This is a genomic window from Sporosarcina limicola, from assembly GCF_014873855.1.
Taxonomy (GTDB): Bacteria; Bacillota; Bacilli; order Bacillales_A; family Planococcaceae; genus Sporosarcina; species Sporosarcina limicola.
Window position 1 is genome coordinate 66,219 of sequence record NZ_JADBEL010000007.1, and the last position, 26,670, is coordinate 92,888.

25 protein-coding genes are annotated in these 26,670 nt (G+C 42.1%); 18 read left to right on the top strand and 7 right to left on the bottom strand.

Annotated elements, in window-relative coordinates; genetic code table 11:
• Nucleotides 1–285: 285 nt before the first annotated feature.
• Both H4683_RS08185 and pheA read left to right on the top strand, forming a co-directional pair.
• Nucleotides 286–741: an ACT domain-containing protein gene (locus H4683_RS08185; RefSeq protein ID WP_192598366.1), complete on the top strand. Its 456-nt coding sequence runs from the start codon at nucleotides 286–288 to the stop codon at nucleotides 739–741.
• A gap of 15 nt (nucleotides 742–756) precedes the next feature.
• Nucleotides 757–1,644: a prephenate dehydratase gene (gene pheA / locus H4683_RS08190; RefSeq protein WP_192598367.1), complete on the top strand. Its 888-nt coding sequence runs from the start codon at nucleotides 757–759 to the stop codon at nucleotides 1,642–1,644.
• Nucleotides 1,645–1,920: 276 nt separating this feature from the next.
• Here the strand turns inward: pheA and H4683_RS21900 are convergent, their stop codons facing one another.
• Nucleotides 1,921–2,052, bottom strand: a complete 132-nt coding sequence (locus H4683_RS21900) for a hypothetical protein (RefSeq protein ID WP_275403071.1) — start codon at nucleotides 2,050–2,052, stop codon at nucleotides 1,921–1,923.
• A gap of 119 nt (nucleotides 2,053–2,171) precedes the next feature.
• Between H4683_RS21900 and H4683_RS21905 the strand changes: the two genes are divergently transcribed.
• From H4683_RS21905 to H4683_RS08230, 9 genes are all read left to right on the top strand, one after another.
• Nucleotides 2,172–3,278 carry a LysM peptidoglycan-binding domain-containing protein gene (locus tag H4683_RS21905; protein WP_192598368.1) on the top strand — a complete coding sequence of 369 codons (1,107 nt, stop codon included), beginning with the start codon at nucleotides 2,172–2,174 and terminating at the stop codon, nucleotides 3,276–3,278.
• 7 nt (nucleotides 3,279–3,285) lie between these two features.
• Nucleotides 3,286–4,155, top strand: a complete 870-nt coding sequence (locus tag H4683_RS08200) for a phosphotransferase (RefSeq protein WP_192598369.1) — start codon at nucleotides 3,286–3,288, stop codon at nucleotides 4,153–4,155.
• 86 nt (nucleotides 4,156–4,241) lie between these two features.
• A complete protein-coding gene (locus H4683_RS21330) occupies nucleotides 4,242–4,412 on the top strand; it encodes a hypothetical protein (RefSeq protein WP_225941977.1) in 171 nt (56 codons plus the stop codon).
• 220 nt (nucleotides 4,413–4,632) lie between these two features.
• Complete coding sequence (ruvA, locus tag H4683_RS08205; protein ID WP_192598370.1) at nucleotides 4,633–5,235, top strand: Holliday junction branch migration protein RuvA; 603 nt, start codon at nucleotides 4,633–4,635, stop codon at nucleotides 5,233–5,235.
• 33 nt (nucleotides 5,236–5,268) lie between these two features.
• A complete protein-coding gene (gene ruvB, locus H4683_RS08210) occupies nucleotides 5,269–6,279 on the top strand; it encodes a Holliday junction branch migration DNA helicase RuvB (RefSeq protein ID WP_192598371.1) in 1,011 nt (336 codons plus the stop codon).
• 28 nt (nucleotides 6,280–6,307) lie between these two features.
• On the top strand, nucleotides 6,308–7,357 hold the full coding sequence (gene queA / locus H4683_RS08215; protein ID WP_192598372.1) for a tRNA preQ1(34) S-adenosylmethionine ribosyltransferase-isomerase QueA: 1,050 nt from the start codon (nucleotides 6,308–6,310) through the stop codon (nucleotides 7,355–7,357).
• A 2-nt stretch (nucleotides 7,358–7,359) separates the two neighbouring features.
• Nucleotides 7,360–8,499 carry a tRNA guanosine(34) transglycosylase Tgt gene (gene tgt, locus H4683_RS08220; RefSeq protein ID WP_192598373.1) on the top strand — a complete coding sequence of 380 codons (1,140 nt, stop codon included), beginning with the start codon at nucleotides 7,360–7,362 and terminating at the stop codon, nucleotides 8,497–8,499.
• Nucleotides 8,500–8,541: 42 nt separating this feature from the next.
• The gene (yajC, locus tag H4683_RS08225) at nucleotides 8,542–8,814 is read left to right on the top strand and encodes a preprotein translocase subunit YajC (RefSeq protein ID WP_225941978.1); all 273 of its coding nucleotides are present in this window, start codon (nucleotides 8,542–8,544) and stop codon (nucleotides 8,812–8,814) included.
• Nucleotides 8,815–9,008: 194 nt separating this feature from the next.
• Complete coding sequence (locus H4683_RS08230) at nucleotides 9,009–9,650, top strand: YetF domain-containing protein (RefSeq protein ID WP_192598374.1); 642 nt, start codon at nucleotides 9,009–9,011, stop codon at nucleotides 9,648–9,650.
• Here the strand turns inward: H4683_RS08230 and H4683_RS08235 are convergent.
• Together H4683_RS08235 and H4683_RS08240 are read right to left on the bottom strand one after the other, a co-directional pair.
• Complete coding sequence (locus tag H4683_RS08235) at nucleotides 9,644–11,161, bottom strand: oligosaccharide flippase family protein (RefSeq protein ID WP_192598375.1); 1,518 nt, start codon at nucleotides 11,159–11,161, stop codon at nucleotides 9,644–9,646. The two genes, H4683_RS08230 and H4683_RS08235, sit on opposite strands and share 7 nt — an antisense overlap.
• 702 nt (nucleotides 11,162–11,863) lie before the next feature.
• The gene (locus tag H4683_RS08240) at nucleotides 11,864–12,910 is read right to left on the bottom strand and encodes an AI-2E family transporter (RefSeq protein WP_192598376.1); all 1,047 of its coding nucleotides are present in this window, start codon (nucleotides 12,908–12,910) and stop codon (nucleotides 11,864–11,866) included.
• A gap of 469 nt (nucleotides 12,911–13,379) precedes the next feature.
• Between H4683_RS08240 and H4683_RS08245 the strand changes: the two genes are divergently transcribed.
• The 3 genes from H4683_RS08245 to H4683_RS08255 all read left to right on the top strand — a co-directional run bounded on the left by H4683_RS08245 (nucleotide 13,380) and on the right by H4683_RS08255 (nucleotide 16,560).
• Nucleotides 13,380–13,694, top strand: coding sequence for a post-transcriptional regulator (locus H4683_RS08245; protein ID WP_192598377.1), 315 nt, complete (start codon nucleotides 13,380–13,382; stop codon nucleotides 13,692–13,694).
• Nucleotides 13,695–13,870: 176 nt separating this feature from the next.
• Entirely contained in the window at nucleotides 13,871–16,141 is a 2,271-nt protein-coding gene (secDF, locus tag H4683_RS08250) for a protein translocase subunit SecDF (protein ID WP_192598378.1), read from the top strand.
• Complete coding sequence (locus tag H4683_RS08255) at nucleotides 16,114–16,560, top strand: LapA family protein (protein WP_338062428.1); 447 nt, start codon at nucleotides 16,114–16,116, stop codon at nucleotides 16,558–16,560. Before secDF ends, H4683_RS08255 begins: the two co-directional genes overlap by 28 nt.
• 214 nt (nucleotides 16,561–16,774) lie before the next feature.
• Here H4683_RS08255 and H4683_RS08260 read toward each other — a convergent pair whose 3' ends face one another.
• A complete protein-coding gene (locus tag H4683_RS08260) occupies nucleotides 16,775–16,936 on the bottom strand; it encodes a hypothetical protein (protein WP_192598379.1) in 162 nt (53 codons plus the stop codon).
• A gap of 32 nt (nucleotides 16,937–16,968) precedes the next feature.
• On the opposite strand from H4683_RS08260, the gene recJ reads away from it, so the two are divergent.
• The 4 genes from recJ to dtd all read left to right on the top strand — a co-directional run bounded on the left by recJ (nucleotide 16,969) and on the right by dtd (nucleotide 22,770).
• A complete protein-coding gene (recJ, locus tag H4683_RS08265) occupies nucleotides 16,969–19,311 on the top strand; it encodes a single-stranded-DNA-specific exonuclease RecJ (protein ID WP_192598380.1) in 2,343 nt (780 codons plus the stop codon).
• The gene (locus H4683_RS08270; RefSeq protein ID WP_192598381.1) at nucleotides 19,308–19,820 is read left to right on the top strand and encodes an adenine phosphoribosyltransferase; all 513 of its coding nucleotides are present in this window, start codon (nucleotides 19,308–19,310) and stop codon (nucleotides 19,818–19,820) included. The genes recJ and H4683_RS08270 overlap by 4 nt, the downstream gene beginning before the upstream one ends.
• Nucleotides 19,821–20,114: 294 nt before the next feature.
• On the top strand, nucleotides 20,115–22,313 hold the full coding sequence (locus H4683_RS08275) for a RelA/SpoT family protein (RefSeq protein WP_192598382.1): 2,199 nt from the start codon (nucleotides 20,115–20,117) through the stop codon (nucleotides 22,311–22,313).
• 16 nt (nucleotides 22,314–22,329) lie between these two features.
• Complete coding sequence (gene dtd, locus H4683_RS08280; RefSeq protein WP_192598383.1) at nucleotides 22,330–22,770, top strand: D-aminoacyl-tRNA deacylase; 441 nt, start codon at nucleotides 22,330–22,332, stop codon at nucleotides 22,768–22,770.
• A 659-nt stretch (nucleotides 22,771–23,429) separates the two neighbouring features.
• On the opposite strand, the gene H4683_RS08285 is transcribed toward dtd, so the two are convergent.
• The 3 genes from H4683_RS08285 to H4683_RS08295 form a co-directional block, all read right to left on the bottom strand.
• Entirely contained in the window at nucleotides 23,430–25,175 is a 1,746-nt protein-coding gene (locus H4683_RS08285) for a M3 family metallopeptidase (RefSeq protein WP_192598384.1), read from the bottom strand.
• Between the two features lie 117 nt (nucleotides 25,176–25,292).
• Entirely contained in the window at nucleotides 25,293–25,469 is a 177-nt protein-coding gene (locus tag H4683_RS08290) for a hypothetical protein (RefSeq protein WP_192598385.1), read from the bottom strand.
• A 52-nt stretch (nucleotides 25,470–25,521) separates the two neighbouring features.
• Complete coding sequence (locus H4683_RS08295; protein WP_192598386.1) at nucleotides 25,522–26,565, bottom strand: F0F1 ATP synthase subunit beta; 1,044 nt, start codon at nucleotides 26,563–26,565, stop codon at nucleotides 25,522–25,524.
• Nucleotides 26,566–26,670 lie beyond the last annotated feature (105 nt).

Genomic DNA, 26,670 nt, shown 5'->3' on the forward strand with positions numbered 1-26,670 from the left:
TTTACGCGACTCGAGGGGCTAGGCGCTGTAGCTAGACAATAAAGAAAAGCGCAAGCGCCTGTTCAGCCCCGACAAGCGCTGTCTAGACGCTATAGGAATAAGTTGGTCTAGCAACGCAGCGTACTTTGCTGCATACAGGAGGGATACAATTTAATTCCTCCTCGGACGACTTATGACCCAAGTGTCTGGTGCCCGGAGCCTAGACAGAGATAAAAACGTATACTTTCTTATTTCTGAATAAAAGATAGGGATAAAACCAGCATTGTGCAAGAAGGGAGTCATTCTATGAAACAGTTGGGGGAAGGGCAATTTTTCTTAATAAGGGAAGATGTACTAACAGAATCGATGCAGAAAATGCTTGAGGCGAAGCGGCTCTTGGCGAGTGGAGAGGAATCGACGATTCAAGACGCCACAAAAAGGGTTGGTCTATCCCGTAGCGCATTTTACAAATATCGGGATACTGTTTTCCCGTTTGAATCGATCGCAAGAGAACGAATCCTCACGATTTTCATTCAGTTGGAGGATCGAAAAGGCTCACTTGCGACATTGCTGCAGATTATTTCGGAGACGAAATGTAATGTACTGACAATCCACCAGACGATTCCTGTTCAAGCACGTGCGAACATAACATTATCACTGGATGTAACAGAAATGAAGATAAAAATGGAGGAATTCCTGCAACGACTGAAATCGCCTGACTTTGTCGAGTCAGTTGTTTTAGTCAGTTCAGGAGCACTTTGAAGGGAGTATTATCGTATGAAAAATGAAAAATTCACACCAACTGTCGCTTATCTAGGACCAGAAGCATCGTTCACGCATGTTGCGGCAAACCATCTTTTCGGGGGGGCTGGACTTATGCCATACCCAACAATCCCGGATTGCATCGAGGCTGTGGTGGCCGGTCATGTCGCTTATGCGGTCGTCCCACTTGAAAATGCGTTGGAAGGTTCTGTTCCAATGACAATCGATTATCTGTTTCATGGCAGCGAATTATTCATCAACGCCGAAATTGCAACGCCAATCGAACAGCATCTAATGGTCAATGAAAAACAAGCAGATTTTGTCGATGAAATCGAGTCTGTTCATTCTCATCCACATGCACTTGCACAGTGTCACAAGTACTTGCAATATCGTTTTCGTCGCGTCCCGCTCATGCAGACAACATCGACAGCGGCTGCCGCGAAATATGTTTCTGAAAATCCAGATGAAAAAATTGCGGCAATTGGAAATAAGATGGCGGCAGTAAAATATGGATTGCATCTAGCTGATGAAAATATTCACGATTTCCATTTCAACCACACAAGATTTGTCGTCCTATCTTTACGGAAAGAAAAACTGGTGTATAAAGGGCATTCAGCTTCTATTAAAACGACGTTGATGGTGAAACTACCTGAAGATGACCGTTCCGGAATGCTGCACCAGATTTTATCTGTTTTCTCATGGCGCAGACTAAATTTAAGTAAAATCGAATCAAGGCCATTGAAAACCGGTCTAGGCAATTATTTTTTCATTATCGATGTACTAGAATCTGAAGAGCACCCGATGATGAAAGGGGCGATGGAAGAACTCGCTGCATTAAATTGTACTGCTCGATCATTCGGATCTTATTATACATATGAACAACAGCCGTTACGTCATTCCTAATGACTGTAGCGGCTTTTTACTAGGATGAACCTGAACCCCCAGAGAACGCGCGCAAGCAATCAATCCCGCTGTCGAAGCGACTAATCTTCGAATCAAGCGACTGATATTTGAATCAAGCAACCGATTCGCGCGTCGAAGCGACTGATATTTGAATCAAGCGACCAATTCGCGCGTCGAAGCGACTGATATTTGAATCAAGCGACCAATTCGCGCGTCGAAGCGACTGATATTTGAATCAAGCGACCAATTCGCGCGTCGAAGCGACTGATATTTAAATCAAGCGACCAATTCGCGCGTCGAAGCGACTAATATTTGAATCAAGCGACCAATCCGTGCGTCGAAGCGACTAATATTTGAATCAAGCGACCAATCCACACACCTAAAAATCAGCAACTGCGTTTTTCTCATGTATATAATGACCTGCTCCGCAATATACATGGGAAGAGGGGAAGTTCCGTATGAAATTCTCTTCACAAAGGCGGGTGTCTATTCATACGATGGATTGATGGAAGGAGGAATTTTTAAAAGTGAAAGTCCATATTGTTGTAAAAGGGGATACGTTGTGGAAAATAGCGCGGCAACACGGCATCCCGTTCGAAGAATTGAAGCGGGTGAACGCGCATCTTGCTAATCCAGATTACATTGTGCCTGGGATGAAAATATTTTTGCCTGAAAAACACCAAGGGAGCCATGGTGCAAAAGTTCCTGGTAAAAGTCCTATAAAAGGTCCGGAGAAGGGGAAGGAACCGGTTAGACCGACGCCACCAGTGCCTGTAAAACCGACTCCGCCGACGCCACCAGTACACCCAGTACATCCGCCGCCAGTACGACCAACACCACCAGTACCGGTTCCACCAATACCAATACCAACGCCACCAGCGCCGATACCGCCGACACCAGCACCGGTTCCACCAATGCCAATGCCATCAACGCCGATACCAATGCCGCCTCCGATGCCAGTACAATCACCGGTGCAAACGTTCCCGATGTCTCCTTGTATCCAGCCGATTATCGGAATTCCATGTGGATGGATGCCGATATACGATGCGGATTGTTTTCCATTCGTACATTCGGGTCAAATCCAAGCCGTCCCGGCAGTCCAAGCTGCTGAACAACAAGCGCCAATGCCAATGCCGATGCCAATGCCACCACCAATGCCGCAGATGTCACCACCAATGCCAGCACCGCAACGTCCAATCTTTGAGATGGAATCTGAAGAGTCACCCATCTTCTCAAGTCAAGGTCCAGCAATACAACCGTCATACAATCAAATGCCAGACGGCTGGCAACTGCTTGAATCGCCAAACATGACAGAAATGGCAGGCATGGCAGACATGACAGACATGGAATCGCCAGCCATGTGTATGCAATCTCCACCAATTTGTTCACCTGAACAAGGCTATATCCCGCAAGTTGTTTCGCCCGCTATGCAAGGCGGATGGGGCCCTATGCAGACAGGTCATTCGATGATGCATTTCCCTGCATTTTATCATTTTTGTGGGTGCGGCGGACAACATCCAATGATGCCAATGCATTGGGGTCACCCATGCCATTGCAATGTACCGATGCAGCCTACTCCTTATCAAATGATGCCGATGTCTAATCAGGGATTCCACGGGTACGGAGCAGATTGAGCAGCGTATGGTACCGGATGGGAAATTAGAAAAAATCAAAGACAATGTGTGGAAGATGGAGAAGGAAGGTAAACATTTTTCAGTGAAAAGGTATTATTCCATTTCGACCGCTTTGAAAGTGCATCGTATTCATGATACCTTGCATTCCATCGATTTCCCACATATCGTACCAGTGATGTCTGAAGAGAGGCAGCTGGCGTTTATTCAACCCTGGGTGGACGGTGCGAAAGCAGTCAACTTTAAGAAGAGGGCAGATCGAACAGACTCGCTATCGGCTCTTCAGACGCTCCATGAAACAGCATCACATATTGATTGGCACGCCTCGACGTACTTGCATCCGTACCCCCTCATTGCGAAATGGGAGGATCGGATTCGTCGTTTCCGTGAAATTAGCGGAGCATGTGAGGCGTATATCGGAAAAGGCCATGTTGATGAAATCCTTTATTATGCTTTAAACGCGTTTAGTATTGTAAAAAGAAATGACGCAGATACAACGGAGGACACTTTGCTTCATGGTGACATAGTCCACCATAATATTCTCCGAGACCAAGACGGCATCATTCGCTTCATCGATTTTGATCTGGCCTGTACTGGACCTGCAGACACCGAAATCGCATTATGGATTCACCGTGTATTACCTCATATCGACTACGACATCGATTTTTTATTGGATGAACAGCCTTCATTGCGAGAGTTGGATCACGCATCAAAGACATTGCTCCTTTTTCCGAATGAATTGCTTCGTGAATGGCTCCATCTCTTTACATTGTCACCCTCGGGTAGGGAGAGACAGGTGAAACAACTAATCCCTTTCACAAAATCCGCACTCTCACATTGGCCGAAATTATGGTATGATGTAGGACGGAATAACATATAGGGTAAGGTCGTGGCTGGCCATTCCAAGTGGGAAAACATTCAAAATCGTAAAGGTATTTAAGATACGCTGACGAAGATTAGGTCATCATGGCGGCGCTCGAAGCTAGAGGAATCGAATTTGTTTCAGCTGAAATCGAGATGATTCCATCGATGTATATGGAACTTACGGAGACAACGTCGAGATGTTCAAGAAGATGCTCGAAGTGTTTGAAGACGATTAATGACGCTCAGGACAGCTATCATAACGCAAGTAAGTGACCAGTGGCCGCCGACAAAGCGGCCATTTTTTTCTGCGTCGGAAGTGATGGATTATGGCAAGGCGGTGATAACCAAGTCCAAGGCGGTGATAACCAAGTCCAAGGCGGTGATAACCACAAACCATTACTCCCGCGAATGAACAGCTAAAACTTCTATAAAGGAAGAAAGTGCGTTCGTATGGTATAATCGACTTTGACCATTAGGGTAGGGGGAGAATTTCTTGTACGACTACATAAAAGGGCAGATTACACGCGTGACGCCAGAATACATCACACTCGAACAAGGCGGAATTGGCTGGCTTATCCTAACACCGAATCCATATGCATTTCATAAAACGGAAGACATTCAACAGGTGTTCACTCACTTGCATGTACGAGAAGATATCCAGATGCTACTTGGTTTCAAGACACTTGAACAGCGGGAACTCTTCAAAAAACTTATCACCGTGTCAGGCATTGGTCCGAAGGGGGCTTTGGCCATCCTCGCGAGTGGCATTCCATCTCAGGTGATTGGCGCGATTGAACGTGAAGATGAAACGTTCCTTGTTCAATTTCCAGGCGTGGGCAAAAAGACAGCTCGCCAAATGATCTTGGATTTGAAAGGGAAACTACATGATTTATTCAGCGAAATCGATTTGCAGGATGAAGACATTACACTGCCTACGATGGTGGAAAATGGTGCACTAGATGAAGCACTCCTAGCGCTTCAGGCACTTGGCTACTCACAGCGTGAATTGACAAAAGTGAAACCAGAATTGGAAAAAGAAGAGCTTGACACAGAAGGATATATGAAATTGGCACTCCGGTTATTATTGAAACAGTAATGATCGATGTAGATGTCAGAAAGGAGGCGGACGATGGAAGAGCGTGTCATTTCGAGTGAAGTATCGGATTTTGATGAACGATTTGAACAATCACTCAGGCCACAATTCCTAAGCCAGTATATCGGTCAGGAGAAAGTGAAAGATAATCTAAGCATATTCATAGAAGCAGCGAAGGGCCGTAAAGAAAGTTTGGATCATGTCCTGTTGTATGGGCCGCCTGGTCTCGGGAAAACGACACTCGCAACAGTCATCGCCAATGAGATGGAAGTGAACGTACGAATGACGAGTGGGCCGGCAATTGAGCGCCCTGGTGACCTTGCCGCAGTTGTCTCTTCACTTGAACCAGGAGATGTGTTATTCATCGATGAGATTCACAGATTGAATCGTGCAATCGAAGAAGTTCTTTATCCGGCAATGGAAGACTTTTGCCTTGATATCGTAGTAGGAAAAGGCCCGTCTGCAAGGTCTATTCGGCTCGACTTGCCACCTTTTACACTCATCGGAGCAACGACCCGAGCCGGTGCATTGTCCGCGCCTTTACGAGACAGATTTGGTGTGCCACTTCGTCTCGAATATTACGAAGTGGAGCCGCTTCAGGAAATTGTCGTTCGTAGTGCGGGACTGTTTGATGTGTCAATTGTTGAACAGGCGGCAATGGAAATCGCTCGGCGTTCTCGCGGCACTCCGCGAATCGCGAACCGTCTATTACGACGAGTACGTGATTATGCACAAGTGAGAGGGGACGGCAACATTACAATCCAGATGGCGAATGAAGCGCTGGAGATGCTGCAGGTAGATTCTCATGGACTGGATCATATTGACCATAAACTGCTTACAGGAATGATTGAACGTTTCCGTGGTGGTCCTGTCGGTGTTGAGACGATATCCGCAAGCATTGGTGAGGAATCGGTGACGATTGAGGATGTCTACGAACCATATTTATTGCAAATCGGTTTTATTCAACGAACCCCGCGTGGACGAGTTGCGACACGACTTGCTTATGATCATTTCGGCTATGTATTTCCCGAACACAACGACCATTAACTCAAAAGTAAAGGGAGACCTTATAAAAATGGAAGTAAATGATTTTGATTTTGACTTACCTGAACGACTTATTGCACAAACTCCGCTTAAAGACCGTACCGCCAGTCGGCTCATGGTGCTCGACAAAGTAACTGGGGAAGTGGAACATCGTCATTTCCGGGATCTTTTTAATGAATTGCAGCAAGGAGATGTCCTTGTCCTAAACGATACACGTGTCCTCCCAGCTCGTCTGATGGGTGTGAAAGAGGAGACGGGTGCGACAATCGAAGTTCTTCTTCTAAAGGAAACGGGCAATGATGAGTGGGAAACGCTTGTAAAACCTTCAAAACGGGTGAAGCTTGGAACAATTGTTACATTTGGAGACGGGCAGCTGCAAGCCGAATGTACCGGCATTTTAGAACAAGGTGGCCGTACGTTTAAATTTATTTATGTAGGGGTTTTCTATGAAATCCTCGATGCACTTGGACAAATGCCGTTACCGCCTTATATTACGGAAACACTAGATGACCAAACGCGTTACCAGACCGTTTTTGCGAAAGAACGTGGCTCCGCCGCTGCTCCAACTGCCGGTCTTCATTTTACGGATGAAATATTTCAGGAACTCCGGGCGAAAGGCGTCGGAATTGAATTCATTACACTGCATGTTGGGCTTGGCACATTCCGCCCGGTCAGTGTCGATTCGATTGCAGAACATACGATGCACTCCGAATATTTCAGTGTGGCCAAAGAATCCGCAGACGCGATTAACAAGGCGAAAGCGCAGGGTGGACGAGTGATTGCTGTTGGGACGACTTCGGCAAGAACACTTGAAACGATTGCCGCAGCGAACAATGGAAAAGTTGTTCCTTCAAGTGGCTGGACATCAATTTTCATCTTCCCAGGTTACGAATTTAGACTACTGGACGGGCTTTTGACCAATTTTCATTTACCTAAATCGACTTTGATCATGCTCGTTTCGGCACTTTCGACTCGAGAACATGTTCTTAACGCATATAACACAGCAGTCGCAGAAAACTATCGCTTCTTCAGTTTTGGAGATGCAATGTTCATTAAACCGCCCAAGAGGAAGGAATCATAAAAATGGTAGCAATCAGATACGAACATATCAAAACATGCAAACAGACCGGAGCGCGACTCGGAATTGTTCATACGCCGCACGGATCATTCGAGACGCCAGCGTTCATGCCGGTTGGTACACAGGCGACTGTGAAGACGATGTCACCGGAAGAACTAAAGGAGGTCGGCGCAGGCATCATCCTAAGTAACACCTATCACCTATGGCTCCGTCCGGGTCAAGATATCATAAAGGAAGCGGGCGGGCTACATAAATTTATGAACTGGGACAAGCCGATTTTGACAGATTCGGGTGGTTATCAAGTATTTTCATTGAGCAAATTCCGGAAAATCGAAGAGGAAGGTGTCCATTTCAGGCATCATTTGAATGGTAGCAAGTTGTTCCTCAGTCCCGAAAAAGCAATGGAAATTCAAAATGCGCTCGGTTCGGATATTATGATGGCTTTCGATGAATGTCCGCCTTTTCCTGCGACGTATGAGTATATGAAATCGAGTGTCGAACGGACGTCTAGATGGGCTGAACGTTGTCTGGCCGCACATGCACGCCCAGAAGATCAGGGTCTATTCGGCATCGTTCAAGGTGGAGAGTTTGAGGAATTACGTAAACAGAGCGCGAAGGATCTTGTATCACTCGATTTCCCAGGCTACGCAATCGGTGGTCTGTCTGTTGGAGAACCGAAAGACATTATGAAACGGGTACTCGAATATACGACTCCGCTGTTACCGCAAGACAAACCGCGTTACTTGATGGGCGTTGGTTCACCCGATTCACTCATCGACGGCGCAATCCGTGGCATCGACATGTTTGATTGCGTGTTACCGACACGCATTGCTCGCAACGGGACACTCATGACGAGTGAAGGGCGACTAAATATCAAAAATGCGAAATTCGAAAGAGACTTCCGTCCGCTCGATGAAAAATGTAGCTGTCATGTATGTAAAACATATAGTCGCGCATATATCCGACATCTAATCAGAGCAGATGAGACATTTGGAATTCGTTTGACATCGTATCATAATCTCCATTTCTTGCTTAATTTAATGGAGCAGGTTAGAGAGGCAATTCGCCAAGATTGCCTGGGCGATTTCCGAGAAGAATTTTTTGAAAGCTACGGATTTAATAAACCGAATGCAAAAAACTTTTAAATCTTGTATAATGAATCGTGAGTGAAAAAGGGGGATAAATTAATGGGACAAAGTGCTATGCAGATTTTATTGTTCGGAGCAATGTTCGTAGTCATGTGGTTTTTGCTAATCAGACCGGCGCAAAAGAAACAAAAAGCGACGAGAGCGATGCAAGAAAGCTTGAAGCGCGGTGATCACGTCATCACAATCGGTGGACTTCACGGTACAATCGAAGCAGTAGACGAGTCATCGATTTTTCTTAAAGTGGCAGAAGGAACGAAACTGCAATTCGATCGACAAGCAGTAGGACGCGTGACTGATTCTAAAGCATTGTAATGAAAGTAAAGAGGCGATGATTTTGACGGAGAACATTCTGTCAAAATCATCGCCTTTTTTTCTTGAAAATAACATGGCAACTAATTTTTGAATCAAGCGACCAATCCCACCCACGGTGTACTCCTCTTAAATTCATTACAGGTATACAAATTGAACCAACAAGGGCATCCTTCTAGGAAAAGGGGAGGATCTTTGTGCATGATTTATTCATCATCGGCTACCGGACCGTATTTCTTTACGTATTAATTGTAATCATCTTACGGATTATGGGGAAACGTGAAGTCGGGGAACTTGGTGTTATCGACATTGTCGTCTTTGTCATCATGGCGGAAGTTGCCGCATTTGCACTTGATTCCCCTGATCAAAAACTGATTCAATCGATTGTCCCCATGTTTATTTTGCTTGTGATTCAGCTCGTGTCATCCTTCTTTTCATTGAAAAGCAAACGGTTCAGAGATATTGTAGATGGTGAACCGACGATTATCATCAGACATGGCATAATTATGGAGAAGGAAATGCGGAAACAACGTTATAATCTTGACGACCTGTTCCAACAACTCCGCGAGCAACAGATTGGCTCCGTTCACGAGGTTTCTTTCGCCTATTTGGAGCCTTCGGGAAATCTATCCGTCTTCACACATGATGCTAGCCAACCGGTTCTCTCGCTCGTTTCCGATGGTGTCGTTCAAAGTAAACATATCAACCTCATTGGTAAGACGGATGATTGGCTTAAACAGGAACTACAGATGCTTGGAGTAACGGACATCTCAACAATTTTTTATTGCACGTTTGAAAATGGTGAACTTAGATTTCAACTAAAAGAGGCGCATCAATGACGGCTCAACAATCTTCTAAATAGGAACAAATCGCTTTTCTTTACCTGACCTGTCAAAATCAGAATGACAAGCAGGAATAGCGTTGTAATCGCGCATTCAATTAGTAATCCGGAGTCACCGACCGGTATAAAAATGGGTCGCATGATGGACGTCATGATGAAAGCGGCATAAGGTAATGCAAAAATAGTAAAACCTGTATCGGTTGATTTGTTTTTACGCAGTGTCGCGATATGAAGAAACGATGTAATGAGCACACCGAAACCAATCGCAAGAACCGCACCTGTTTCCTGAAGGCCGGGCTGGGAGGCGAGGATGAACATCACACCGAGTTTCGCAACGCCACCGTACACCGAGTTCATCATCCCTGCTTTGGCGTCCCCTGTCGCCTGTAAAATGGAGTAGAGCGGGCTCTGGATATAATAAAAGAAAAAAACAGGTGCAAGCAACGTCATATAAGATGCTCCCTTAGTAACGTGGAAGAGCGATTCAGCCATCGCCTGTCCGTGGATATAGAAAACAGCCGCTGCAAAAGTCCCGGTCAAAGCGGATAATCGAAGTGATAAATGGATTCGTTCCTTTAATTTTTTCGTGTTTTTCGAAGCGGCGGCACCGCTAACCGCTGGCACTAGGACGACAGATAACGCGTAAGGAATGAAAGCCGGGAAAAGGAGTAGCGGAATAAGTACACCCGAAATAATTCCATATAATGACGTGGCAGCGATTGCAGTGACGCCCGACATTGACAGGGCGCGTAGAAAGATAATGGGTTCTAGAAACCATGTAAACGTGCCAAATAAACGACTTCCTGAGGAGGGAAGTGCAATCGCAAGAAGTGGTTCGAGTGGGAAACGTTTTGACTTTTCTTGCTCTTTTGGTGTTCGCTTTTTCTGTTGACCATATTTGAATAATAAATAAAGAACGGAAAGCACCTCTGCAAGAAACGTAATTCCCATGGCATACGCTGCATTCATTGCGGTATTCCCGTTCACGAGCAGATAAGGCAGCAGCCATGTAATAAGAATGATACGGAAAAACTGTTCAATAATTTGTGACCAAGCTGTTTCTTCTATCCGTGTAATCCCCTGAAAATACCCGCGAATCAGCCCTCCGATTGCAGCGACCGGAACGATGGCGATTCCAACATACAATGTCGTGGACGATGCCGAATTCCCAAGCAACGTCTCCGACAAGTAAGGAACGAACATGATACAGGCTGGGATGAAGACAATTCCAGTCAAAATTGTAATGAACGAAGCAGTCTTCATGACTGAAGATAGTTTCGCAGACTGCCCTTTCACCTGGAGTTCAGCAATCACCTTGGCGATGGCGATTGGAACGCCGAGTTGGACGAGTGATAGAAAAAAGATGAAAGCGGGGTAAGCGGTCATGTAGACTCCTACTGCCTCTTCACCTGCAATCCGCATAAATTGGATTCGGAAGACGAACCCTAAAAGTTTAGATATAAAGACAGCGACCATGAGGACGACTGTTCCGCGGATGAATGAAGACACTAAAAAAACAACTCCTTCTCAATTCCGGTCATTTCATATACACTAAACGTATGCAGGAATCTACGTGGATACAACTGTCCCTGAAAGGAATGAAGATGATGTCAATTCAATTCAGAAAAATTTTCATTCATATGTTACCTGTTATTGAAAGTAAAAAGACATCACCTATCGCGTAATCTACGTCTCAAATCGAATGATGAAAATGAAACAGAAAATATCGAACACCTTACGGTCGAAGGTGCTGAGCAATTTGCACGAATCCATGGCTTCGTTTTCACCCTACTAAAAATAGAACCGTGAAGTACTTTCTTTCCTTCTAATTTCAGTTCAGTGTGGTAGTTTTCTTTCAATTAAGTAACGCCTACTTAAAAATTATATCTTTAGTGAAAAGTACCCTATCCCGACGCAATTATGAATTGTGTCGGGATAGGGTACTTTTCGTTTTTTTTATTTGTAATTAAACTCCTATAATGATGATTTTTCATGCAACTTGAATAATTTGATAAACCTGCCAACCCGTACGATGAAGGCTGCATAGAGAGAGGCGCATTAGGCTTAGCTTTTTTATACATTTTCAATATAAATGAATTAATCATGAAGTTTAAATAGAATTGTATTAAGGAGTGGCGGCGTTATTCGCAACATTTGACATGTGTCTAGCGGTTCTTTGTTGTCCTTATAATGAAATCTCTTCATGACGCCTTATCTTTTTCGTTTCAGAGTCTTAGAAATCGCTTCTGAATTTGTAGTTTTTTTATTCGTCACTTCAAGTACGTCAAGTAGGAAAACAAAAACTGGTATTCCGATGATTAGCCCCCAAATACCAAAGAAATTTTGTGAAAAGATAAGGACTACAAACGTATAAAAAACAGGTAAATCCGTTTTTGAAGACATTAGCTTTGGATTCAAAATATATGCTTCAATCGCATGAATGATCATGATTGCCAATACAATATAGACAACTTTAAGAAATCCACCAATCGTAAAGGCGATTAAAGTAAGTGGAATGAGAGAAATAATTACTCCAGCAACAGGGATAAGCCCTAAAAAGAAAATCAAAATTGCCAATCCAATTATTTGTGGGAAACCTAAAATCATTAATGCAATTACTGACAAGATGGTATTGATGATAGCGATGATGAATTGAGCTTCAATCACTTTTCCAAACGTACGAGTAAATTTTTTGGAAAAGTAGTCAATCTCGTTGTAAAAAGGAGCAACTTTGCTGTTTTTAAACTTGATAGTGAATTCTTTTAATCGTGGTTTTTCGAGTAGGAAAAATAAGCTTAAAATCAAAGCTATCATTACTTGAATGCTTGTTTTACTGATGTCAGTGAAAGATTTCAAGAGAAAAGAAAAACCATTATCTAAATATGAGGCAATTTGATTGTTAGAAATAATTGTTTTTATGTAGTTAATTAAAACATTGTCGTGCGGTTGTGTATAGAATCCCGTAATCTGCTTGACGAGTTGACTAATCTGCATTGTGATAAGAGGTAAGTATTTCAGAGCTCCAAAAGTCAACAGTCCCACAATTAGTATATATATCAGGATAACTAGGAATTTACGGTTTATTTGTATACGCTTGACCATGAATTCTACGAGTCGGTCCAATAGGAATGTGAAAATAAACGTAAACAAAATTAAATCTATCATACTTCTCATGCTAAAGAGAAGTAATACAATTAAACTAAAAATAATAATACGTTTTACTCCCTTTTTTTGAAAAAAATTCGCTATAACATCCATATAATTCAAAACCCCTTATTAACTTTTTCGAAGTGGAAATATTCGTTACAAAGCTTCTTATTTCAGTATCTTCTTGTATCAAAGAGATTACAAGCAGGAACATCATTAGTCAATCACCTTTCTACATATATCACCCATTTAAATGGATAATATATGTAAAAAGGTGAAAATGAGATGAATATATTTACATAAAAGGACTTGGAAACCTAACTTTGACACTTAGTCAAAGACGCAAAAGCGTATTCTTTATTAATAATCCATTATTTTACAAGAAATTCAGGTTAGATTGGTGCTACGGAGGTCAAGATAGTAATCCATACAGGGTAGATTGAGTGTAAAGCTACGCGATTTTTCATGTCGAAAAATGGGTAAATTGGTGTGAAACAGTACAAGTCAATTGATAATTTGATATACTAAGCGAATACAGAAATGTGCATAGAGATGAGTGTCCTCGAGAGGAATGGAGATTATGTCAATTCAATTCAGTAAAATTTTCACTCATATGTTGCCTGCTATTGAGAGTAAAAAGACCGAATTCCATTTATTTGGCTATCCGACAGTAACCGAAGAGGAAATTTGGGCCTATTGTATCCAGAAAAAGTGGCGTAAAAAAGATATCAGTTCGATGAGCGTGCATGAAATTGTAAATGGAATCCTACGAATTACACCAGCAGAATATATGACGTACACACAAATCGAAGAACAACGAAACTCTGATTGGTTTTCCGATTTGAACAGTGACGAACTCCAAATTTTACTTGCACCACAGAAATCCAGAAAATAAGTTATACTAGATTAACGTAAGTCCATTTGACACATGGATGTCCATGTTTCATAATGGACATATTGTGTTTTTTGGGTCTAGGCTACAGCGCATATACTAAAGCGTTTGTGCTTTTCTGTGAGTACATACATAGGAAGATGCCGTGCCGCTCCATATAAAGAGGGGGAAATAAGATTATGAAAAAAAGAGGACGGATAATTGCGTTCTTGTTATTGCTCATCATGCTTGGTTCGATGATTGGAACAACTGTAAATCCGATTATGAAAGATGTGAAACTGGGGCTTGATCTGCAAGGTGGGTTTGAGGTCCTTTATCAGGTTGAACCATTGAAAAATGGTCCGAAAATAACAGAAGCTATTGTTAATGATACACAACAGGCGTTAGGTAGACGAATCAACGTACTTGGTGTTAGTGAACCAAGCATACAGGTTGAGTCGGGGAACCGAATTCGTGTGCAACTCGCTGGGGTTAAGGACCAGCAAACAGCACGTGACCTACTTTCCACTCAGGCAAATTTAACGTTCAGGGATTCGGATGACAACATCATTCTTGACGGTAATGATTTGAAAGCAGGGAAAGCGAAAGCAAACTTCGGGGAGAACAGCAACCCTGTCGTCACGCTTGAAATGAAAGACCCAAGTAAATTTGGTGAAGTGACGACAGCTATTTCAAGTAAACCAGTTCCAGAGAATGTCCTTGTCATTTGGCTCGACTTTGTAGAAGGTGTCGATTCATACAAAGCTGAAATGACTAAGCCGAATCCAAAATACATTTCGGATCCACGAGTCAAGGCGCCAATAAATTCATCGAACGTTGAAATATCTGGTTCTTTTAGTGTGGAGGATACAAAAAACCTTAAGGGAATCCTAAATGCAGGTGCGTTACCTGTCCATCTAAAAGAAGTCTACTCGACTTCGGTAGGAGCGCAATTCGGTGAACAGGCACTTGACAAGACAGTATTTGCGGGGATTATCGGTATCGCCCTTATTTTCGTCTTTATGTTGGTTTATTACCGTTTACCAGGATTTGTGGCAGTCGTCACATTATCCGTTTATGTTTACCTTATCTTGCTCGTCTTCACGCTCATTAACGGTGTGCTGACGCTACCAGGTATTGCTGCACTTATGCTCGGAGTCGGGATGGCAGTCGATGCCAATATCTTGACCTATGAACGAGTAAGGGAAGAATTACGAGTTGGTAAGTCCGTGAAGACAGCGTTCATGGCAGGGGCGAAATCATCGTTCACTGCAATTCTTGACGCCAATATCACGACACTTCTTGCAGCGACTGTTCTATTCGTTTTTGGGTCAAGTTCGGTTAAAGGCTTTGCAATCATGCTTATCATCAGTATTCTCGTCAGTTTCTTGACGGCTGTTTGGGGATCACGCATGCTTCTTGGATTGCTTGTTAACAGCGGAACTCTTGACGGGAAAACGTGGTTGTTTGGTATTCCGAAAAGCAGGGTCCATGCACCTAAAGAGCAAGTGGAAACACTTGAACTTACAACGAAATTTGACCGCTTTGACTTTGTTCATACGCGCAAGCGTTTCTATATCATCTCGTCTGTGTTGCTTATTACGGGTATCATCGTGCTTGGTATCTTCAAATTAAATCTAGGCATTGACTTCTCAAGTGGTACACGTGTTGAGGTGCTTTCCAAAGACGCTTTGACGAAAGGTGAAATTACAACATACCTGGACAAGATTGGACATCCGTCAAATGATGTAGTCATTTCAGGTGACACAAAGAATATTGGAGTTATCCGCTATAAAGTAGAATTCAAGCAAGAAGAAATAAACAAAATCAAAACGGAGTTCAAGTCTGAATATGGATCTGAACCGAATATATCGACCGTTTCAGATACGGTCGGTAAGGAACTTGCGAAAAGTGCGTTTTATGCACTCCTTTGGGCGGCACTTGGAATCGTCATTTATGTTGCATTCCGTTTTGAGTGGCGAATGGGTGCTTCAGCCATCATTGGTCTACTCCATGATGCATTCTTCATGGTAGCGTTGTTCAGTATCTTTAGGCTTGAAGTTGACATCACGTTCATTGCGGCAGTCCTGACAATCATCGGGTATTCTATCAATGATACAATCGTCACATTTGACCGTATTCGTGAAAATATTAACCATCGCGGCCGTATAGATAATGAAGCTGAACTTGCAGATATCGTCAACAAGTCCCTTCGCCAGACGCTAGGCCGTTCCGTAAATACGGTGCTAACAGTCGTTCTTGTTGTCACAGCATTAATGATTTTCGGCGCAGAATCTATCCAGACTTTCTCGATTGCACTTTTAATCGGATTGTTTGCAGGAACCTATTCTTCAATCTTCATTTCAGCTCAAATTTGGTTTGATCTGAAAAAACGTGAAATTAAAGATAAGGGCGCTATCAAAGTTGATCAAGATAAAAAGCAATGGGGATCAGACGAACCTATCGTCTAAACCGTTTCATATTTAAGATGAACAGGGTATACATTGGTATATCCTGTTTTTTCATAAAGAAAGGGGAAATTTTCATAAAAGTTCAATGGACATTGTTATTCGGTCTTTTATTTGCCATCATTATCGCTGTTTTTGCTGTCATCAATGTTGATGCGGTACAAGTCAATTATGTATTTGGCAATGCACAGTGGCCACTCGTCCTTATCATTCTATGTTCAGCTCTCCTGGGTGCTGCGGTTAGTGGTCTCTTTGCCATGTTCAGGTCTCTCCAATCTAATCGACGCATCAAAGAACTTCAAAAGGAAATCACTTCAAAAGAACTGACAATCGCGACACAACAGAATGAAATTGCGGAACTGCAAAAGCAACCAGTACTTGCCACTGAAAAAGTTGACATCATGAAAAATAGTACAGAGTAATAGACCAGCACCCTCCCGGATTAATTTCTGCTAAGGGTGCTTTTTTTATGGATAATTTTTAGGCGCACTGCTAAAACGACTGATCTCCGAATCAAGCGACCAATCCCGCCGTCGAAGCGACTGATCTCCGAATCAAGCGACCAATTCCGCCGCCGAAGCGACTGATCTCCGAATCAAGCGACCAATTCCGCCGCCGAAGCGACTGATCTCCGACTCAAGCGACCAATTCCGCCGCCGAAGCGACTGATCTCCGAATCAAGCGACCAATTCCGCCACCGAAACGACTGATCTCCGAATCAAGCGACCAATCTCTTAAACTAGCAATCAATCCACACAACAAAACAGCAAATCCTTCACTTTCAGAATCCGAGTCCATCCGTTATACTAAACATGAGGATGTGAAGTATTTTGATCGAATCAATGAAAAAATGGACCATGGACTACCCAGATAATGAACAAGTAGATTCTCTAATAACTAATCTTGGACTTTCATCGGTCCATGCAAAAATACTTGCTTCAAGAGGGATTACCGATTTAAAAGAAGCGGAAGCTTTTTTACATATGGATGCATCGTCCATGCACGACCCTTATTTACTGCATGGCATGGAGCATGCGGTTTCTATCATTAAAAATGCAATTAGTGCGAATAAGAAAATAGCAGTCTATGGAGATTATGACGGCGATGGTGTAACAAGTGTGACTGTTCTAATAACTGCATTAGAGCGTTTAGGGGCAGATGCGTTCTTCATCATTCCAAACCGCTTTGAACACGGCTATGGCCCAAATAAGGAACTCTTCCTTGAGATTTATGAAAAAGGAGCATCGGTAATCGTCACTGTCGACAATGGTATTTCTGGCGTCGATGAAATTACTTACGCAAAATCGCTTGGAATGGAGGTTGTTATTACAGACCACCACGAAATGGGCGATGTGTTGCCTCCAGCAGATGCAATTCTGCATCCACGGCATCCTTCGGGCAATTATCCATTCGGAGAGCTTGCGGGTGTTGGCGTGGCGTTCAAACTTGCCTGCGCGCTACTTGAGGATATCCCGTATGATCTGTTAGAGTTAGTCGCCATCGGTACGGTAGCGGATCTTGTACCCCTTCGAGGGGAAAATAGATATTTTGTCAAAGAAGGCATCAAGCATTTACGCATTTCAAAACGTCCGGCCATCCAAGCGCTTGCACGCATTTCAAGCACTGAACAATCGCAACTCTCGGAGGAATCGATAGGTTTTATGATTGGTCCCCGTCTCAATGCCGCAGGACGTCTGGGTGATGCTGCCCCGGCGGTTGATTTACTGCGAACGGAAGATCTAACGCTGGCGATGACATTAGCAAAAGAACTCGATACATTGAATAAAGAAAGGCAAGCGATTGTCTCTGCTATAAACAAAGAGACCGAAGAACTGATTGCGCAAATGTATGGAGAAAAGATTCCACTCGTTTTCGTCATTGCAGCAGAAGGTTGGAATGCAGGTGTAATCGGCATTGTCGCTTCACGTATTACCGAAAAATATCATCGTCCATCGATCCTTCTATCCATTGATGCTGAAACGGGGATCGCAAAGGGCTCTGCCAGAAGTATTGAGGGGTTTGACATGTTTGTCGAGCTATCCAAAAATGCCCACTTGCTCCCGCATTTCGGAGGTCATCAGATGGCGGCGGGTATGTCTCTTGCAATTTCGGATGTTGAAGGATTGCGTCATAATCTTAATGAACAAGCTGAGCAAGTGCTGACGACGGAAATGCTAGTGCCACAATTGACAATCGATGTATTGCTGTCGCTTGAGGAAATTGATGTCAAGGTACTTGAATCTCTCGAACTGCTACGTCCATTTGGCATGGACTTTCAAAAACCAGTCTATCTACTTGAGGACCTTTCTGCTGCAACTATTCGAAAAATCGGGGCGGCAAAAAATCATTTAAAACTGGAATTGGAGGAGAATGGGCAATCACTCGATGCCATCGGATTTAGCCTTGGACATATTGCCGATCAACTTACACCGGGTGTTAAATTATCCGTAGTGGGTGATTTGCAGGTGAATGAGTGGAACGGGAATAAAAAACCTCAATTGTTAATTAGCGACATTCGGTCTGATGAATGGCAGCTATTCGATTTACGTGGGGTACATGAACCGTCGCGCTGGCTCTCAACGGTACCACAGGTTAGTACACAGTTTGTTACATTTCACGAACAGACGGCAACCCATTTTCAATCAATGATGAACGGTGTACCAATTAATCTTTTTGGACAGGCACCGATTGTGCAGGCTGATAATCTCGTTCTGCTTGACATACCGGATGATGTGGCGCAACTTGAGGAACTCGTTATAACAAGCGCCTCTCACCGGATATATGCGCATTTCTATGCAGCCGAATCCAAGTACTTCGACGGTCTTCCAGGTCGTGATCAATTCGGGTGGTATTACAGTTTTCTGAAAAAACGCGGGACATTTGACATTGCGAAGAACGGAGAACAGCTCACAAAACATAAAGGGTGGAAGAAAGACACGGTTTATTTCATGTCAAAGGTGTTTTCTGAGCTCGAATTTGTTAGAATAGAAAATGGTTTTGCTTCTGTCATGGAGACAGCTGGAAAACGGGAACTTTCTGATGCACCTTCCTACAAAGAAAGGGAACGTCAGATTGAACTTGAAAAAAAACTGCTATACGCACCCTATATAGAGTTGAAACAATGGTTCGAAACAGTACGTAATGGAACCGTCATCGAGGAGGAACAGAAATGAACTTGAAAGACTATGTAACAATTGTACAGGACTATCCGAAGGAAGGAATCCGCTTCAAGGATATTTCGACAATTATGGATAATGGTCAAGCTTATAAATTTGCAACGGATGAAATCGTGAAATTTGCGAAAGAAGTAGGAACGGATATTATCGTCGGTCCTGAAGCGCGGGGATTCATCATCGGATGCCCTGTTGCCTATGCACTTGAAGTCGGTTTTGCGCCTGTCCGTAAACCAGGAAAGTTGCCAAGGGAAATCATTTCGGTCGAATACGATCTCGAATACGGAAAAGATACGTTAACCATTCATAAAGATGCTATAAAGCCTGGCCAACGTGTACTGATTGTTGATGATTTGCTTGCGACGGGCGGTACAGTTGGAGCCACGATTGAACTTGTTGAAAAGCTCGGTGGCATCGTTGCAGGCTGTGCATTTATCATCGAACTATCTTATTTGAACGGCCATGAAAAATTGCAAGGTTATAACAAACGCGCATTGATTACCTACTAAGAAAAGCGCAAATGTTCCTAGGCTAGGTGTTGGAGTCTAGACATGAAATACGACCCTCCGCATGAATCGCGGGGGTTTTTTCTATTCACAGCTCCAGGCGCCAGTCGCTCGGGTTATAAGAGGAATCGGCTACGTGGCAAAGTGCGCCGCTTCGCCGATTCAACTTATGCCGGTCGCGTCTAGATGGCGCCTTGCGCTTTTCTTTATTCTCAGCTCTTTACAAGTGGGCATCTTTATACATACAATAGAGGAATACTATCTTTTTTTGCGGAAAAGGTCGGAAGGGGTAAAAAAATGGCGAAAAATCGTGACATGACGGCGGAAGACATATTCTCACTTGTTGCTTCTTATATGAACGAAGAACACGTTACGTTCGTCAAACAAGCATATGAGGCTGCGAAGTTAGCCCATGAGGGACAATTTAGGAGTTCAGGTGAGGCGTACATCCTTCATCCGGTTCAAGTTGCGGGGATTCTAGCCGAGTTGCAAATGGATCCTTCGACAGTCGCTGCCGGATTCCTCCATGACGTTGTAGAAGATACGGATGTCAGCAGGGAAGACATCATTCGTGATTTTGGTGATGAAGTTGCGATGCTTGTCGATGGCGTGACAAAACTCGAAAAACTAAAATATAAATCTAAAGAAGAAAAGCAGGCGGAAAACCATCGCAAGATGTTCATTGCCATGGCGCAGGATATTCGCGTTATTCTTATTAAATTGGCGGATCGCCTTCATAATATGCGTACACTCAAACATGTACCTGAAGAAAAACAGCGCCGAGTTGCGGCTGAAACATTGGAAATTTTTGCTCCGCTTGCCCATCGGCTTGGAATTTCAGCCATCAAATGGGAACTAGAAGATACTGCATTGCGTTATTTGAATCCTCAACAATATTATCGAATCGTCAATCTGATGAAACGGAAACGAGTCGAACGTGAGAAATATTTGGAAAATGTCATGGAACAGATTAAGACAGAAATTGGCGAGATGGAAATTGACGCTGATCTTTCGGGTCGTCCAAAACATCTTTACTCCATCTACCAGAAGATGGTCATTCAAAAGAAAGAATTCAACGAAATTTACGATTTGCTCGCTGTGCGAATTATCATACCGAGTATCAAAGATTGCTATGCGGTTCTAGGAATCATTCATACGCTTTGGAAACCGATGCCGGGTAGGTTCAAGGATTATATTGCAATGCCTAAACAGAATCTATATCAATCTTTGCATACGACTGTTGTAGGCCCAGCAGGCGATCCACTCGAAGTACAGATTCGAACTGAGGAGATGCATAAGATTGCCGAGTTCGGAGTTGCTGCGCACTGGGCATATAAAGAAGGAAAGACATTAACTGCTAATCCAAGCGATATCGATTCAAAATTGAACTGGTTCAGGGAAATACTGGAAATTCAAAATGAATCATCGAATGCTGAAGAATTCATGGAATCTTTGAAATTCGACCTATTCTCGGACATGGTGTACGTGTTCACACCAGATGGAGATGTCATGGAATTACCAGCGGGATCAGTCCCAATCGATTTCGCTTATCGTGTTCATTCTGAAGTCGGCAACCGAACAATTGGTGCAAAAGTGAACGGTAAAATGGTCCCGCTTGACGCCGAATTATTTACGGGTGATATCATCGAAATTCTAACATCGAAACAATCATTCGGACCCAGCCGTGATTGGTTGAAAATCGCGAACACATCGCAAGCGAAAAATAAAATTCGTCAACATTTCAAGAAACAGCTCCGGGATGAAAATATCCTAAAAGGCCGTGAAATGATTGAAAAAGAAGTGAAGGCACAGGAATACGATATGAAAGATGTGCTGACACAAGAAAACATTAAACGTACGATTGAAAAATTTAGTTTTACATCTGAAGAAGACATGTATGCGGCTGTTGGATTCAATGGCATCACAGCGCAGCAGGTTGTGAACCGGTTAGCGGAAAAAATGCGGAAAGAACGTGAGCAGCAAGATACGATTGATAAAATCGTATCGGATATGAAGTCTGCGCAACCAGAAAAAATGACCGAATCCGGTGTCATTGTCAAAGGAATTGATAATCTACTAATTAGGTTATCGAAATGCTGTAATCCTGTTCCAGGTGATGAGATTGACGGGTTCATCACAAAAGGTCGGGGTGTTTCTGTCCATCGTTCGGACTGTCCTAATATTTTAACAGATGATAATGATAACGACAGAATTATTGATGTGGAATGGGCTACGGGATCATCGAATACGAAGAAGGAATTTAAGGTGGATATTGAAATCTCCGCTTTTGATCGAGATGGTCTGCTGAATGAAGTAATGATGGTCGTTGCCGATATCAAGACGCCGATTATTGCAGTGAGCGGCAAAGCGGATCGCGACAAAATTGCACGTATCCATATGACGATTAAAATTACGGATATTGCTCATTTGCATAAGGTCGTGGATCGGATCAAACAAATCCGAGATATCTATTCCGTGCAACGAGTCATCAATTGACGGGGAGGTGTAATGGGTGAGGGTTGTCTTACAAAGGTCGGGTCCGGCATCCGTTCGCGTCGACGGAGAAGTGACAGGGTCAATCGATAAAGGGTACGTGCTGCTTGTTGGTATCACTCATTCTGATACGGAAGAGGATGCGGCCTATATTGCAAAGAAAATCGCCGGTCTCCGTTTATGGGAAGATTCAGAAGGCAAGATGAACCGTTCGATTCTTGAAGTAGACGGAGCTATTCTGTCGGTCTCTCAGTTTACATTGTACGGTGATGTGAAAAAGGGAAGGCGGCCAAGTTTCATCGATGCGGCCAGGCCCGAACAGGCAAAACCGCTTTGGGAGACCTTCAATCGTCGACTAGAAGAAGAAGGGTTACATGTGCAAACAGGTATTTTTGGCGCAATGATGGCTGTCGAACTCGTCAACGATGGCCCAGTGACGATTTGTATAGACTCAAATTAGAAAAAGGATTTTTCCTACTCTGTAAGATTAAAGACAAGTAATTGTACATGATGTTTTATTACATCATAGCTTGTTTATAATGTTACACACAATATTAAAATTGCACATTACTAAAAGTGAATTTTAGTGGTGTGCATTTTAATTTCGGCTAACTTTTTCACCTAGATTTATTAAAAGGCTAAACATTTTACAATTACGAAGAAAAACATCAAGGTGGAACGAATGTTCTTTTCGAGGGGGTAATAATTGTATTGAAATGTGTATTGTCCGAAACATGTTAAAAGTAAATATCAGCTATTAATATTTAAAGATAACCAGCCCTTTCTACCTTTGATAGATTATTACTAAGGTTGTTTAGGGAGAATTGATAAGAGTTCTGCAACATCTTATTTAAAGTACTTACTACCATTAATCGTTTTTTATTGACATAACCATCGCCAAAAAGAGGTATATGCAGCTTTCGAAAGAGGAATTGGTGAATAGATTAATAGCGGTTGAAAAATACGTTGCGGAAAATCAAGAGCGATGGTAACTAATCAATTTAAGCAGTTCAAATAGATAATTAATGAGATACAAAAATAGCCTTGTTAAGTTACTTTTAACAAGGCTATTTTAACTATCTTGTTCAACTATCGCACCGCTAGTTTAAGTACAATATTTCACGAAATTTGGTTATACTGCTCTATATCTTGAATTAACCTTTGTACTGATTGTTGCCAAAACTCCGGCTGTGAAAGATCTAAATGGAAATGTTTTTTAATTAGTTGTTCAAGTGGCAGCATTCCAGTTTCGCTTAGGAACCCTTTAAACTTTTGGTTAAATGATTCATCTGTTTTAGCAAGTTTTAAAAGTCCAATACTTAACAAGAAGCCAAAAGAGTATGGATAATTATAAAAGGGAGTATTCGCTTGATAGAACTGCCCATATTTAATCCATACAAAAGGCTCATATTCACTTAAACTGCTTCCATATGCTTTTTCCTGAAATTGTAACGAAAGTTCTTCCATCTTTTTTGCATCTAATTGCCCATTTTTTCTAAACTCATAAAACCTTTTTTCAAATAAGAAGGCTCCTCTAATAGACATCAAGTAATTTAGGGAACGCTCAATCTTCGAACCAAGAATTGCTTTTTTAATAGTCACATCATTTGTGTTTTGAATTACATAATCAATAAATGCAGTTTCAAAAAAGATTGAAGAGGTTTCCGCCATTGTCATTTCAAATGTATCTTCTGAGAACCAAAGGGATGGAACATATTTCATTTGTTGAAAATGCCAAGCATGACCTAATTCATGTGCAAGTCTTCTAGCACTGTCTATGCTATTGTCATAATTTAATGAAATTCGTGATTCACCTTCTGGAGTAAATGGAGCACAAAACCCACCTGAAGATTTTGTTTTACGTTGTTCTGCATCTACCCATCCCTTTGTAATTACTCCTTTTACAAATTCACACATACTGCTGTCAATATTTACAAGAGACTTTGTTATTCCATCAATCGCTTGTGAGAAAGTAATCTGGGGAGAAACTTCTTGAGATGAAGTCATCAACTCATGCCAAGAAATATTCTTTTTCCCTACTTCTTCTGCTTTAATTCTTAAATAGCCGGAAAGGTCATGTATATTGGAATCTACTGCATCCCACATAGCATTAAGTGATGGTTTGGATATGCCATTCAATTGTAGTGATTCTTCAAGGTAATCTACTTTTCTTATCTTGTTTTCATTAAGTCTTAGTCCAACCATTTGATTGTAAATAGAAGCGAAAATATTCGCTTCTGTTTCAAGGGTTTTGTTTAGTTCTCTAAATACACGGTGCCTTTTAGATTGTTCTGGATGAGAAAAGGATAAATTGTTAGCTTCAGCAAAGGAAATTTCATTTCCTTCATGATCAAGATTGACTTTCAAGTTGTTACGAACTTGTCCATAAAGGTCTTCAAGACCACTTAATGTTTCACGAGCAAAATTTGATATAATAGTTTCTTCTCTACTTGTTATTTCTACATTCTTTAGTAACTCCGCTATCCAACTATTTTGATTAATCTTGTTAGACCAAACTGTAAATTGATTTTCACTCATATTACTTAGGTTTTCTTGCAGATTTGATATTATAAAGCGAACTTGGGATTTTAAAGCTGATATGGTTCCATTTAATGATGTTAGGAGGGAAGGGTCAATATTTTCTATGGTTAAGCAGTAATAAAAAGATTCTGCTGATTCAATCTTATTAATTGCTTGCGAAATAATGATCAATTCGCCGTCATTCAAGGTATTTGTTTTTGAATACTCCTCGACTTTTATCAATTTTTCTTTTATACTACCCAAATAATTTTTATACTTTTCCATGTCAAGACCACATAGAAGATTACTCAAATCCCAACGAATTGATGTATTGAATGTTTCCATACACTTCTCCTCCTGTTATTGATTATACGAAATCTCCATCTGTTTCTTTTTCTTCAATTGGTCTAAAGATACCAGCCACAAATTACCGAATCCCCCAGCAAAAATAAGTAGTGCATATTATCGTACTTCATCGTTTGGATGGGCAAAATATTGATAATAGTTATCGTAATAATCTTTGTTCCAATCAAAGGCTAGATCTAAATCAAATTCGATTTCTTTTAAAATACGCTTCGCTTTATCAACTAACGTCAATTGAATAAAGCTCGGGACTTGCACCCTATAGATTATGCTCATGCTGGGCACACTAAAAAAATGAGCGGAAATTAAATCCCAATCATTTTTACCTTTATAACACTAAATTTCCTCTATATCTCAACTCTTCGACTGATAAATGATTTGCTTTGCCGTCTAAAATATGTTCCACATCTTGTAGCGTTTGTGACATTGAAACAGCTTTACCTTGTTGTCCTGTATAAGCTTCTGCAACGAATAACGGTTGTGTGAAATACGCCTCTAGTCGCTCACCGAGGTTATATGTTTCTAACTCCGCTGCTGGAATTTTCTCAATCCCATGCACAGCTACTACTGAACGTAACTCACGATATCGGCGAAGTAATTTTTGTGCACGTTGTCTCAAATTAAAGTGACGTTGGTCCAAGTCTATCCCTTCCAAAATAGAAGAAGCTGAATAAATTGGATGTATAGCTGGGTATTGATGTCGTGTCGCCAAGTCTGCATCTAATTGCCACAATGTTTCAAGTGGACCATATGGCATCTCTTCATCCACAGCTTCACCAGAGAGATCAACAAGAATTGTTGTGATGTTTTGAACTCGTTCTGCCACTAATCGTTCTTGCAAATCTAATAGTTCACTAGACACATTAAAACTCTTGTCTGAAATAAAAATTACATCTCCGTTTTGTGAAGTTAACTTTGAAAATGTCTCGTCGATTGTCGCCGTCACTATATCAGCCAATTCAGTCGTACCTTCAAGCTCCGGATGATTCGTTGTTGGGAGTAAAAAGATAGTTGTGTAATCACTCTCTTTAAAACGGTGCATTAATTCAGCTAAAATAACAACTTGCCCCATGCCTGGACGGGCCACTAATCCAGTAGTTCCTCCTTTTACAAGTGGTGCAAAGAAATCCAATGTTTTAATTTTCGTCTCAATCATATTCAATTTCTCCCCTCGAATTATCAAGTCATCTACTGAACAGTTAGCAAGTGTTGCGAGACCGACTAAAGTGCGGACTTCTGCTTTTCCTAAATCGATTTTACCTGTGCATAAATTTGACACCGTAGCCGGTCGAATTCCAATTGATTTTGCTGCGGATGTCAAATTCGGCACTTTTCTTCTCAATAAAGCGACGTTTAATCGAATATCATCCATTCTAAAATTCCTCCTCTGTTACTTTAAACAGTAATTTATTTTACTCTTAAACGCAACGTTTATTACTTTAAACCGTAAATTATTTACTTTGAAAAATAAAAAAGA

Coding starts and splice junctions, on each gene's coding strand:
- H4683_RS08285 (WP_192598384.1), bottom strand. CDS start 25,175: ATGGAAACATTCAATACATCAATTCGTTGGGATTTGAGTAATCTTCTA.
- H4683_RS08240 (WP_192598376.1), bottom strand. CDS start 12,910: ATGGATGTTATAGCGAATTTTTTTCAAAAAAAGGGAGTAAAACGTATT.
- yajC (WP_225941978.1), top strand. CDS start 8,542: ATGGGACAAAGTGCTATGCAGATTTTATTGTTCGGAGCAATGTTCGTA.
- tgt (WP_192598373.1), top strand. CDS start 7,360: ATGGTAGCAATCAGATACGAACATATCAAAACATGCAAACAGACCGGA.
- queA (WP_192598372.1), top strand. CDS start 6,308: ATGGAAGTAAATGATTTTGATTTTGACTTACCTGAACGACTTATTGCA.
- pheA (WP_192598367.1), top strand. CDS start 757: ATGAAAAATGAAAAATTCACACCAACTGTCGCTTATCTAGGACCAGAA.
- H4683_RS08245 (WP_192598377.1), top strand. CDS start 13,380: ATGTCAATTCAATTCAGTAAAATTTTCACTCATATGTTGCCTGCTATT.
- H4683_RS08295 (WP_192598386.1), bottom strand. CDS start 26,565: ATGGATGATATTCGATTAAACGTCGCTTTATTGAGAAGAAAAGTGCCG.
- secDF (WP_192598378.1), top strand. CDS start 13,871: ATGAAAAAAAGAGGACGGATAATTGCGTTCTTGTTATTGCTCATCATG.
- H4683_RS08290 (WP_192598385.1), bottom strand. CDS start 25,469: ATGAGCATAATCTATAGGGTGCAAGTCCCGAGCTTTATTCAATTGACG.
- H4683_RS21330 (WP_225941977.1), top strand. CDS start 4,242: ATGGCGGCGCTCGAAGCTAGAGGAATCGAATTTGTTTCAGCTGAAATC.
- H4683_RS21900 (WP_275403071.1), bottom strand. CDS start 2,052: ATGAGAAAAACGCAGTTGCTGATTTTTAGGTGTGTGGATTGGTCGCTT.
- H4683_RS08270 (WP_192598381.1), top strand. CDS start 19,308: ATGAACTTGAAAGACTATGTAACAATTGTACAGGACTATCCGAAGGAA.
- H4683_RS08275 (WP_192598382.1), top strand. CDS start 20,115: ATGGCGAAAAATCGTGACATGACGGCGGAAGACATATTCTCACTTGTT.
- H4683_RS08200 (WP_192598369.1), top strand. CDS start 3,286: ATGGTACCGGATGGGAAATTAGAAAAAATCAAAGACAATGTGTGGAAG.
- H4683_RS08255 (WP_338062428.1), top strand. CDS start 16,114: ATGGGGATCAGACGAACCTATCGTCTAAACCGTTTCATATTTAAGATG.
- H4683_RS08260 (WP_192598379.1), bottom strand. CDS start 16,936: ATGGACTCGGATTCTGAAAGTGAAGGATTTGCTGTTTTGTTGTGTGGA.
- ruvB (WP_192598371.1), top strand. CDS start 5,269: ATGGAAGAGCGTGTCATTTCGAGTGAAGTATCGGATTTTGATGAACGA.
- H4683_RS08185 (WP_192598366.1), top strand. CDS start 286: ATGAAACAGTTGGGGGAAGGGCAATTTTTCTTAATAAGGGAAGATGTA.